The 10,767-nt window shown below is 63.6% G+C and carries 9 protein-coding genes and 2 pseudogenes; 8 read left to right on the top strand and 3 right to left on the bottom strand.

The features are described 5' to 3' along the window. Together Q0D45_RS00705 and Q0D45_RS00700 are read right to left on the bottom strand one after the other, a co-directional pair. A pseudogene (locus Q0D45_RS00705) lies at positions 1-289 on the bottom strand (sulfate ABC transporter substrate-binding protein); the annotation flags it as partial. A gap of 37 nt (positions 290-326) precedes the next feature. Then, on the bottom strand, positions 327-1,340 hold the full coding sequence (locus tag Q0D45_RS00700; RefSeq protein ID WP_293387262.1) for a sulfate ABC transporter substrate-binding protein: 1,014 nt from the start codon (positions 1,338-1,340) through the stop codon (positions 327-329). A 369-nt stretch (positions 1,341-1,709) separates the two neighbouring features. On the opposite strand from Q0D45_RS00700, the gene Q0D45_RS00695 reads away from it, so the two are divergent. Then, a complete protein-coding gene (locus Q0D45_RS00695; protein ID WP_293387260.1) occupies positions 1,710-4,262 on the top strand; it encodes a TonB-dependent receptor in 2,553 nt (850 codons plus the stop codon). A 151-nt stretch (positions 4,263-4,413) separates the two neighbouring features. Next, a complete protein-coding gene (locus Q0D45_RS00690; protein ID WP_293387258.1) occupies positions 4,414-5,946 on the top strand; it encodes an alginate export family protein in 1,533 nt (510 codons plus the stop codon). 18 nt (positions 5,947-5,964) lie between these two features. Here Q0D45_RS00690 and Q0D45_RS00685 read toward each other — a convergent pair whose 3' ends face one another. Next, entirely contained in the window at positions 5,965-7,035 is a 1,071-nt protein-coding gene (locus Q0D45_RS00685; protein WP_293387256.1) for a hypothetical protein, read from the bottom strand. A 115-nt stretch (positions 7,036-7,150) separates the two neighbouring features. On the opposite strand from Q0D45_RS00685, the gene Q0D45_RS00680 reads away from it, so the two are divergent. The 6 genes and pseudogenes from Q0D45_RS00680 to Q0D45_RS21555 form a co-directional block, all read left to right on the top strand. Next, positions 7,151-7,339, top strand: a complete 189-nt coding sequence (locus Q0D45_RS00680) for a DUF1674 domain-containing protein (RefSeq protein WP_293387254.1) — start codon at positions 7,151-7,153, stop codon at positions 7,337-7,339. A 57-nt stretch (positions 7,340-7,396) separates the two neighbouring features. Then, positions 7,397-7,795 carry a succinate dehydrogenase, cytochrome b556 subunit gene (gene sdhC, locus Q0D45_RS00675; RefSeq protein WP_293387252.1) on the top strand — a complete coding sequence of 133 codons (399 nt, stop codon included), beginning with the start codon at positions 7,397-7,399 and terminating at the stop codon, positions 7,793-7,795. A 66-nt stretch (positions 7,796-7,861) separates the two neighbouring features. Next, positions 7,862-8,242, top strand: a complete 381-nt coding sequence (gene sdhD / locus Q0D45_RS00670) for a succinate dehydrogenase, hydrophobic membrane anchor protein (protein WP_293387250.1) — start codon at positions 7,862-7,864, stop codon at positions 8,240-8,242. Between the two features lie 5 nt (positions 8,243-8,247). Next, positions 8,248-10,035, top strand: coding sequence for a succinate dehydrogenase flavoprotein subunit (sdhA, locus tag Q0D45_RS00665; RefSeq protein WP_293387248.1), 1,788 nt, complete (start codon positions 8,248-8,250; stop codon positions 10,033-10,035). Positions 10,036-10,067: 32 nt separating this feature from the next. Beyond that, the gene (locus tag Q0D45_RS00660) at positions 10,068-10,574 is read left to right on the top strand and encodes a DUF2939 domain-containing protein (RefSeq protein WP_293387246.1); all 507 of its coding nucleotides are present in this window, start codon (positions 10,068-10,070) and stop codon (positions 10,572-10,574) included. A 59-nt stretch (positions 10,575-10,633) separates the two neighbouring features. After that, a pseudogene (locus tag Q0D45_RS21555) lies at positions 10,634-10,767 on the top strand (succinate dehydrogenase iron-sulfur subunit); the annotation flags it as partial.

Below are 10,767 nucleotides of genomic sequence, written 5' to 3'. Positions count from 1 at the left end.
GCAGGCCGCTGGCGGCGATCGCGTCGATGTCCAGCGGGCTGTTCATCGTCACCACATCGGCTTCGAGGCCGTCGATCACCGCGCGGGCCTGTTTCGACGAGCCACCGTGGGAGACGTTCAGGCTGGGCTCGCTGCCCGAACGCCGCTTCCATTCAGCGGCGAACGCGGTGTTGTACGACTTGTAGAAAGGCCGGGCGACATCGAACGAAGCATTGAGCAGTTCAGCGGCACCCGGCGAGCTGGTCGCGAGCGCGAGCAACAGCCCGGCAATGGAGGAGAGCTTTTTCATCAGTTACAGGGCACAGGCCTGATCTTGGGACTGTGGCTTACTTGGCCTGATAGATCTGGTCGAACACGCCGCCATCGGCGAAATGGGTCTTCTGCGCCTTGGCCCAGGAACCGAACACGTCGTCGAGCTTGAACAGCGTGGTCTTCTGGAAGCGGGCGAGATCGGCTGGATCAGCACTTTCCGGCTTCGACGGCCGGAGGTAATGCTTAGCCGCCAGCTTCTGGCCGATCGGGGTGTACAGGAAGTTCAGGTAGGCCTCGGCCTCGGCACGCGAGCCGTGCTTGTCGACGTTCTTGTCGACCAGCGCCACCGGCGGCTCGGCCAGGATCGAATAGCTCGGGGCGATGATGTCGAACTTGTCCGGGCCGAGTTCCTCGATCGACAGCAGAGCCTCGTTCTCCCAGGAGATCAGCACATCGCCGAGACCGCGTTGGACGAAGGTGGTGGTCGAACCGCGGGCGCCGGTATCGAGCACCGGCACGTTCTTGAACAGGCTGGTGACGAAGGCCTGCGCCTTGGTGGCGTCACCGCCATTGGCCTTCAGCGCATAACCCCAGGCGGCGAGGTAGTTCCAGCGTGCACCGCCGCTGGTCTTCGGATTCGGGGTGATCACCGAGATGCCCGGCTTGACCAGATCGGACCAATCCTTGATGCCCTTCGGATTGCCCTTGCGGACCAGGAACACGATCGTCGAGGTGTACGGCGAGGAGTTGTTCGGCAGGCGCTTCTGCCAGTCGGCCGGCAGCAGGCCGCCCTTTTCGGAGATCGAATCGATGTCGTAGGCCAGCGCCAGGGTGACGACGTCGGCTTCCAGGCCATCGATCACCGCACGCGCCTGCTTGCCGGAGCCGCCGTGCGAGGCCTGCACGGTCGTCGACTTGCCGGTCTTCGCCTTCCAGTCGGCGGCGAACTGCGCGTTGATGTCCTTGTAGAACTCGCGGGTCGGGTCGTAGCTGACATTCAACAGCTCGGCGTGAACGGCCGCGCCGCCCAGCAGGAAGGCAGCGGCAGCAAGGCGGACGGCGCGGAGCGCCAGCAGGCGGGTAGACATGGAGATTCCGGGAATTCTGTAGAGGCTGGAGATGAGGGTGGTCGCCGCCGACGGCTGCGGCAGACGGTGAATTATTCGCAGACGAGCATGTAATTCAAAAGACTTACAAAGTTCTTTTTAAGCTTTCAATCGAATAATGCTGACAAGCCTCGTGCGGGTACCGCAAGACCTTGCCGGCGGGTTGGATCGCCCGTCTGGCGGGCGAATGCCCGCTTGCGAGGGCTGCTCACGTCAACCCGGCGTCAAGTTTTCGACGAAAGGAGGGAACTTATTTATATAGAGATAATAGATATTAAAACTTTGCTTTTAATATCGTTAATGTCAGCGCCGATCGGGTTCCCTTCCGATTGATCTCCAGCCCTGACCACGATGAAAAGCCAAGACCTAACGATTTCGATTGCAACGGCGACCACACTGAATTCCGGCAAGACGGACGCTCGTCTGCCCCGCCGGCGCCTGACCCTGGGCTCAGCCGCCTCGGTTGCACTGCTTTATCTCTGGGCGGCGCCGACCCTTGCCCAGACCTTGGCCCAGAGCGCCGCGGTGCCACCTGCAGCGCAGCCTGGCGATGCTGCCAAGCCGGCTTCGGAGACGGCCACCGGCGTCGAAGTCGCGCAGACCGAGGTCGCGAAAGCCGAGGTTGCGCTTGGCAACAGCCCCGCCGTGCTCGACGAAGTGCAGGTCACTGCGCGCCGCAAGACCGAAAGCCTGCAGAAGGTGCCGATCGCGGTGTCGGTGGTGAACGGCGATTTCCTCAACCAGACCGGCGCCTTCAACGTCAATCGGCTGAAGGAAGCGCTGCCGAGCGTGCAGTTCTACTCGACCAATCCGCGCAACTCCGCACTCAACATCCGCGGTCTTGGCGCGCCGTACGGCCTGACCAACGACGGCATCGAGCAGGGCGTCGGCCTGTACATCGACGGCGTCTATTTCGCCCGTCCGGCCGCAGCGACCCTGGACTTCATCGACGTCGAGCAGATCGAAGTGCTGCGTGGCCCGCAGGGCACGCTGTACGGCAAGAACACCACGGCCGGTGCCGTCAACGTCACCACCAAGAAGCCGAGCTTCACGCCCGGCTCGGCGGTCGAGTTGTCTTACGGCAACTATGGCTACGTGCAGGGCAAGGCTTCGATCACCGGCCCGCTGACCGACGACATCGCTGCCCGCATCTCGTTCTCCGGCACTCAGCGCGACGGCTTCCTCTACAACGTCGCTACCCAGGATGACGTCAACGATCTCAGCAATCTCGGCATTCGCGGGCAGATTCTCTACAACGTCCTCGACAACCTGAGCCTGACGTTCGCCGGTGACTGGACGCGTCAGCGGCCCGAGGGCTACACGCAGGTGGTCGCCGGTGTTGCCCCGACATTGCGCGCAGAGAACCGCCAGTACGCCGCCATCGCGGCCTCGTTGAACTACACGCCGCCGAGCTTCAACGCCTTCGACCGGCTGACGGATGTCGGCTCGCCGATCCAGTCCTACCAGGACCTCGGTGGCGGCTCGCTGACGGCCGACTGGAACACGGGATACGGCACGTTCACCTCGATCTCTGCCTATCGCGTCTGGGATTGGCGTCCGTCGAATGACCGCGATTTCATCGGCCTGCCGGTCAATACGGTTTCCGCCGCCACGTCCTATCAGGAGCAGCTGTCGCAGGAATTCCGCTTTGCCGGGGATATCACTGAGGATCTGAACTACGTCGTCGGCCTGTTCGGTTTCCATCAGGTCATCAAGTCCAATCCCGTGCAGACCACCGCGCTCGGTTCGGCCGCTTCACGCTGGCTGCTGGCCGGCACGGCCAACGCCAGCAACTCGGCCCTGCTCGATGGCCTGACCCAGCGTCTCAGTGTCCGCTCCGTGTTCGACAGCGCCGCGCTGTTCGGCCAGCTCGAATGGAAGCTGACCGATCAGCTCCGCGTGCTGCCCGGCCTGCGACTGAACTACGACCGCAAGAAGATCAACTACGACGCGCAGGTATCCGGCGGTCAGGACACCTCCAACGACCCCGCGCTGCGTGCCGTGCAACGTGCCCAGCTGCCGCAGCAGACCTACGCCGACGATATCGATGACACCAATGTCTCGGGGCAGATCACGTTGGCTTACAACCCGATCGAGGACGTCGACACCTACGCCACCTATTCGCGCAGCTTCAAGACGGTGGGCTTGAACACGGCGGGCGTTCCGAACATTCCCGGCACCAGCGATCCGGATTTGAGCCTGGCCACCATCAAGCCCGAGGAAGTGAGCCACTACGAGATCGGCATCAAGACCCGGCCGTTCCGTAGAGTCACCGTCAACCTGGCGGCATTCAACACCGACATCAAGGACTTCCAGGCGCAGGTGCAGGACAACTCGGCTGCGACCTCGCGTGGCTACCTCGCCAACGCCGACAAGGTTCGGGTCCGCGGTGTCGAGTTCGACGGCAACGCCCGCTTCGGCGAGCACGTCAGCGTGTACGCAGCGGCGAGCTACACCGACGGCAAGTACCGGAAGTTCACCAACGCCCCGCTGTCACTCGAGCACACGGGAAGAGCGCGTCCGAACGATGTCGAGGACATCTCCGGCAGTCGCCTGCCGGGCATCTCCAAGTTTGCGACCAGCCTCGGTGGCGAACTGTTCACGCCGGGCAGCTTCCTGGGCCGCGCTGGCGATTACTTCACCGGCGCCGACTTCAGCTACCGCTCCGGATTCTCGTCATCAGCCACGCCTTCGGATTACCTGAACGTGGAAGGCTACGAACTGGTCAACGCCCGTATCGGCTTCCGTAGCTCGAACGGCTGGGATCTGTACTTCTGGACCCGCAACCTGTTCGACAAGCACTACTACGAACTGCTGTCGCCAGGCTTTGGCGGTACCGGTCTCTACGTCGGCCAGCCGGGCGATCCGCGCACCTTCGGCGTGACTTTCCGCGCCGAGTTCTGAAGCAAGGCCGCAAAGCTCAAGAAGCCCGCTTCCGGCAATACCGGGCGCGGGTTTTTGCTTTTTTATGCGATTACCGGCTGAAGGACTGGCGGATTGATCCAGAAAAAATGCAAAATATGAATATTGAGTTTGTCTTTAATTCCTGAATGCGATGAAAAGCCCCGCAAGCTTCACGAAAATCTCTCCTTCACTGCGTCTGACGATATCGGTCGTCGCCTTCTCGGCCCTCGCGTGGGCGCCGCTTCCGGGATCGGCGGCGGATGTCGAACCGCTTGCCGCGGAGGCGCCTGCCGCTACCGAAGTCGTCGCGGCACCCGCGGAGACCACGCCAGCAGAGCAGCCGAAAGTGGAGCCGCCGAAGGCGCAGAACTACTACGTCGAACGGCGCAGCTACGGCACCAAGCGGGTCAGCGAACCGCCGCCTTACGTCAAGCAGCTGAACCAGACCTGGCTGGGCGAGATCGACGGCTTCAAGGACATCGACTGGCTCGACATCGGCCTCGATCACCGCACCCGTTTCGAGATTCGCGACAATGATTTCCGCCGCAACATCAACACGGTCGATCAGCCATTCCTGCTGCGCACGCGCGCGTATCTGGCGGTCAAGAACAAGTTCGATCCGCTGCGCTTCACGGTCGAGATCAGCGACGCCCGCCGATTCAACGGCGACTTCCCCCGCGACGTCCGCGATTCCAATTTCCAGGAACCGATCCAGCTCTACGGCGAGCTGTTCTTCAAGCAGTCCTGGGTCGCCGACAAGCAGCTCAGCCTCAAATTCGGCCGCCAGGCCTTCGAGTACACCGATCGCCGCCTGCTGGCCCGCAACGAGTTCCGCAATACCACCAACAACTTCGACGGCATCCGGGCGATCCTCGGCAAGCAGTCGGATGAATGGCAGCTCGACGCCCTGTTGCTGCAGCCGATCCTTCGCGATGACAACGGCTTCGACAAGCGCGACAAGGCCAACACCCTGCTCGGCCTGATCGGCGATTACCGAGGCATTTCGCAGTACATCACCTTGCAGCCGCTGTACCTGGTGCTGAAGCAGGACGGCAACAAGGTGGCCACCGGCATCGAGCGCGAGATCCACACCATCGGTTTGCGCGCCTACGGCATCGTCGGCAAGACCGGCTTCGACTACGACTTCTCGTACAACAAGCAGGTCGGCAACGATGGCCCGCGCAAGCACGATGCGCTCGGCTACACCGGCGAACTCGGCTACACCTTCGCGCAGCCGTGGAAGCCGCGGCTCAGCGCGGCCTGGAACTACGGCTCCGGCGACGACAATCCCAACGATCAGCAGAGCGGCCGCTTCGAGCGCCTGTTCGGCTTCGCCCGGCCGTTCTCGCAGGATGACTACTTCCAGTTCGAGAACATCGAAGCGACCAAGCTGCACTTCGAGCTGACCCCGTCGAAGACCCTGCAGTGGGACGCCGGTTTCAGCTGGTATTCGCTGAATTCGGCGACCGATCGCTGGAACAACGCCGGCCTCCGTGACCCGACTGGTCTGAGCGGCACTTATGTCGGCCACGAAGCGGATACGCGCTTGGTCTGGACCCCGTCGCGCTACTTCCAGACCGAGCTGCTGTACGCCTATTTCAAGTCCGGAACCTTCGCCGAGAATGCCGGCCGCGGCGGTACTTCGAACCTGTTCTTCGCCCAGTTCACGTTCAGCGCGTTCTGAGCGGGCGCCGCGGCCGGATCAGCGCAGCAGCGCGAGTTCCGGGCCGTCGGCGCTGCCGATGCGCAGGGCGGTCGATTCCTGCTGGCTGGTCTGCAGCACCACCAGCAGGGCTTGACCACCATCCGGGTGCAGGGCGGTGTCGAGAACATCGCCGACGCTCTGGCCTTCGCCGCCAGCAAGTACCACAGGCGCACCGCGGGCGATCGTTCCAGTCTGGCTGCGACCAACGAACATCCGCCGCTTGAGATTGCCGAGGTAGTGCAATCGGGCGACGATTTCCTGGCCCGGATAGCAGCCCTTGGTGAAGCTGATGCCGTCGAGCTGATCGATGTTCATCATCTGCGCGACATGCTGCTCGCGGGTTTCCGGGTGCAGCGCCGGGAAGCCGGCGAGGATGTCGGTCAGCCGCCAGGCCTCGGTGCCGACCTGCCGCGCATGGGCGGCCAGCTTCGGCCACAGCGCCGCCAGACGTTCTGACGGACCGTGCAGCGAATAGCGGTTCTGCGGCCCGCGCCGACGCATGATGACGATGCCGTCGACCTCCGCGCACAGGCACAGCACGCTCGGCACCAGTAGGCCGGCGGCTTCGAGCACGCGATCGGCGTTCGGGCCGGCCACGCCGATCGAGATCGCTTCGGCACCAGCGTCTTCGAGCGTCACTTTCGAGCGCATCACGAACATGCGCAGGCGCTTCAGGGTGTCGGCCAGCAGGCTGCGGCTGGTTTCCAGCCAGATGTCGTCGCCATGGCGCAGCGCCACGAAGATCGCCAGCACCCGGCCTTTCGGGGTCGAGTAGCTGGCGAGCTGGCCACGACTGGGGGTCAGTTCGCGGATATCGCTGCTCAACTGGCCCTGCAGGAAGGCGTCGCGATCGGCACCGCGGACCCGGATGGTGCCGCGATCGGCCAGCGGGGCGATCACATCGGCGCTCAGCGCCGCCGCCGCTTCGCCACGGCGATCGCCGAAATCGGGCAGACCATCGCTGCCGATGCTGGCGCCAAACGGGCTCAGCCAGTCGAAACCGGCGGGCAGCCCCGAGGGCAAACCCGGGGGTAGGGGAGCGGCTACAGGCGGCGTCTCATGGGGCATTAGAGCGTTCAAGTGACACATTTCGTTGCCATCAATGCGTGAATTTTGTCACACTAGCGGGGTTAAGCAGACCTCATTGATCGTGACCTCCACTATCCCACCCGCTGCCCCTGCCGTGAGCGACGACTCGTCGGTCGTAGTACCGCAGGACGTGTCCAGCGTATCGGGATCGGCATCTGCCACGCCGCAGGGCGCGACCAGCGTTCCCCCGGCCGTGGTTCCCGAACTCGGAGGGCGCCGTGACGGCACCGATCCGACGCGCTTCGGTGACTGGGAAAAGGGTGGTCGTTGCATCGACTTCTAGCCGCGGACCATAGATACGAGCGTCCGCACGCCAATCCCCCACAGGAACCTTGATGCCATGTCCGTGAAGCCCGCGTCGTCCAATCGCCCGCTGTCGCCGTTCATGATCGGCCCGTATTACAAGCCGCAGCTGACTTCGATGCTGTCGATCACCCACCGTCTGACCGGCCTCGCGCTGGCCTTCGGCACGATCTTCATCGCCGCCTGGGTCACCGCCGCTGCGACCAGCCCTGAGGCCTACGGTCAGTTCGCCTGGGCCGCCAACAGCATCATCGGCAAGCTGCTGCTGATCGCCTACACCTGGGCGCTGGTCTATCACCTGTGCAACGGCATCCGGCACCTGTTCTGGGACACCGGCCGCGGCTTCGCACTGAAATCGGCCTATGCCAGCGGGTACGCCGTGGTTGGCGCCTCGGTGGTGCTGACCGCCGTGATCTGGGTCGCCGCTTATCTGTAAGCGGGGCTTATCCACCGGCCAATCGCGGCCGGTTCGGTCAAAAAATCACTTTATTGGGAGATTGCTATGAGTCTTAGATCCCCGCTGTCCCAGGCCCGCGGCCTGGGTTCGGCCAAGGACGGTGTCGGCCACTGGTGGATGCAGCGGATGACCGCCATCGCGCTGATCCCGCTGTCACTGTGGTTCGTGTTCAGCCTGGTCCGCTTCCCGCTGCTCGACCACGCGACGATGGTGGCCTGGATCCACGCGCCGCTGGTCGCCGTGGCGCTGGTGCTGTTCTTCCTCGCGATGTTCTATCACGCAGCCCTCGGTGTTCAGGTGGTGATCGAGGATTACGTCGGCAATGAAGGCGTGAAACTGGTCAGCATCTTGGTGACCAAGTTCGCGCTGTTCGCATTCGGCGCGGCGGCCATCTTCGCCGTGCTCAAGATCGCCTTCGGAGCCTGATTCACATGACTTACAACATTGTTCATCACGAATACGACGTCGTCGTTGTCGGTGCCGGCGGCGCTGGCCTGCGTGCCACCGTCGGCCTGTCCCAGGCCGGCCTGCGCACCGCCAACCTGACCAAGGTGTTCCCGACCCGTTCGCACACCGTCGCTGCCCAGGGCGGCATCTCCGCCGCACTCGCCAACATGGGCGAGGACGACTGGCGCTGGCACATGTACGACACCATCAAGGGCTCCGACTGGCTCGGCGACCAGGATGCGATCCAGTACATGTGCCGCGAAGCGATCCCGGCAATCATCGAACTCGAACACTGGGGCGTGCCGTTCTCGCGCACCCCGGAAGGCAAGATTTACCAGCGTCCGTTCGGTGGCATGACCACCAACTACGGCGAAGGCACCGCGCAGCGCACCTGCGCCGCCGCCGACCGTACCGGCCACGCGATGCTCCACTCGCTGTACCAGCAGTCGCTCAAGAACAAGGCCGAGTTCTTCATCGAATACTTCGCGCTTGATCTGCTGACCGATGCCGATGGCTCGGTGCACGGCGTGCTGGCCTGGGATCTGGCCACCGGCAGCCTGCATCGCTTCCGCGCCAAGCAGGTCATCCTCGCCACCGGCGGCTACGGCCGTGCCTACTTCTCGGCGACCTCGGCGCACACCTGCACCGGCGACGGCAATGCCATGGCGCAGCGCGCCGGCATTCCGCTGCAGGACATGGAGTTCGTGCAGTTCCACCCGACCGGCATCTACGGCTCGGGCTGTCTGATCACCGAAGGCGCACGTGGCGAGGGTGGTTACCTGACCAACTCGAAGGGCGAGCGCTTCATGGAGCGTTATGCGCCGAACCGCAAGGATCTCGCTTCGCGTGACGTGGTCTCGCGTTCGATGACCATCGAAATCCGCGAAGGCCGCGGCGTCGGTGCGGAATCGGATCACATCCATCTGCATCTCGAACATCTCGGTCCGGACGTGCTACACAAGCGTCTGCCGGGCATTTCCGAGACGGCGAAGATCTTCGCCAATGTCGACGTCACCAAGGAACCGATCCCGGTGCTGCCGACCGTCCACTACAACATGGGCGGCATCCCGACCAACTTCTACGGCGAAGTGGTCACCAGCCATGACGGCCAGACCGACACGATCATCCCGGGCCTGATGGCCGTCGGCGAAGCGGCCTGCGTGTCGGTGCACGGCGCCAATCGCCTCGGCTCGAACTCGCTGCTCGATCTCGTCGTCTTCGGCCGCGCGGCTGCGCTGCACGCCGCCACCATCGTCAAGCCGGGCGCCAAGCACGGCAAGATCTCGACGGCATCGGAGGAGCAGGCGATTGCCCGCTTCGACAAGCTGCGTCACTCGAACAAGGGCGCGCGCGGCACGGCGGAAATTCGTCTGGAAATGCAGAAGACGATGCAGAGCCACGCGGCTGTGTTCCGCACCTCGACTTCGCTGACCGAAGGTGTCGCGAAGATGAAGAAGACCATCGAATCGTTCGCCGACGTCAACGTCAGCGACAGCTCGCTGGTCTGGAATTCGGACCTGATGGAAACCCTGGAACTCGACAACCTGCTCGGTCAGGCGCTGGTCACGGTGGCTTCCGCCGAGAACCGTCATGAATCGCGCGGCGCCCATGCCCACGAGGATTTCCCGGATCGCAGCGACAGCGAGTGGACCAAGCACACGCTGGCCTGGCGGCCTGAGGCCACCAGTGTCGCCTTCGGCTATCGCCCGGTGCACATGACCGTACTCGATGACGAAGCCAAGGTCATCCCGCCGCAGAAGCGCACCTACTAAGGTCCGCGAACGAGCATGACCGGAAAGCACTCATGAATCGCGGCCTGATCATCGGCCTGGTCGTGGTGCTGCTGATCGCCGTGATGGCGGTCCTGGTATCGCCGCTGCTCGGCCTGCAAGGCTTGCGGGATGCGCTGGCCTCGCGCAACGGTGTAGCGCTGGCCGAGCATGTCGATGTCGAGCGGCTGCGCAGCAACGTCGGCGCGCGTCTCCGTACGCGCTATGCGCAGACCGGCGTCAAGGTGGCGATCGAGCCGCTGGTCGAACGCTTGCTGACGCCGGGTGGCCTGGTCGCAGCGATCTGCGACGGCGGCGCGCTGACGGTGCAGGGCACGGTGCCGACCAGCTGCGACATTCACGGCGGTCTCGGCGATGTCCGCTTCGAATCCGCCAATCGTTTCAGCGCGGCGCTGAGCCGCAGCGGTCAGGTCGCGGCGACCATCGTCATGGATCGCGCCGGCCTGCGCTGGCGGCTGGTGGACATCGTGTTGCCGGCTGCGGCTTATGACCAGCTCAAGGATGCGGTCCTGAATCAATAAGCGCTTTTTCAGATTTCACTATTTCTGCTTCAACTCAGATTCAATTTAGGAGCAACGTCATGGCACAGCTCACCCTTCCGAAGAACTCGACGATCGACCGCAGCGCCGGCAAGGTTTTCAAGGCGCCGGCCGGCACCAAGAACGTTCGCGCGTTCAAGATCTATCGCTACGATCCGGACACCCAGGCGAATCC

This window comes from Nevskia sp., from assembly GCF_023266035.1.
Taxonomy (GTDB): Bacteria; Pseudomonadota; Gammaproteobacteria; order Nevskiales; family Nevskiaceae; genus Nevskia.
This window is presented reverse-complemented; position numbering and strand designations above follow the sequence as displayed.

Bases quoted from the DNA above. Each gene is read 5' to 3' on its own strand.
- sdhC (WP_293387252.1), top strand. From the start codon at position 7,397: ATGTCCGTGAAGCCCGCGTCGTCCAATCGCCCGCTGTCGCCGTTCATG.
- Q0D45_RS00700 (WP_293387262.1), bottom strand. From the start codon at position 1,340: ATGTCTACCCGCCTGCTGGCGCTCCGCGCCGTCCGCCTTGCTGCCGCT.
- Q0D45_RS00690 (WP_293387258.1), top strand. From the start codon at position 4,414: ATGAAAAGCCCCGCAAGCTTCACGAAAATCTCTCCTTCACTGCGTCTG.
- sdhA (WP_293387248.1), top strand. From the start codon at position 8,248: ATGACTTACAACATTGTTCATCACGAATACGACGTCGTCGTTGTCGGT.
- sdhD (WP_293387250.1), top strand. From the start codon at position 7,862: ATGAGTCTTAGATCCCCGCTGTCCCAGGCCCGCGGCCTGGGTTCGGCC.
- Q0D45_RS00685 (WP_293387256.1), bottom strand. From the start codon at position 7,035: ATGCCCCATGAGACGCCGCCTGTAGCCGCTCCCCTACCCCCGGGTTTG.
- Q0D45_RS00695 (WP_293387260.1), top strand. From the start codon at position 1,710: ATGAAAAGCCAAGACCTAACGATTTCGATTGCAACGGCGACCACACTG.
- Q0D45_RS00660 (WP_293387246.1), top strand. From the start codon at position 10,068: ATGAATCGCGGCCTGATCATCGGCCTGGTCGTGGTGCTGCTGATCGCC.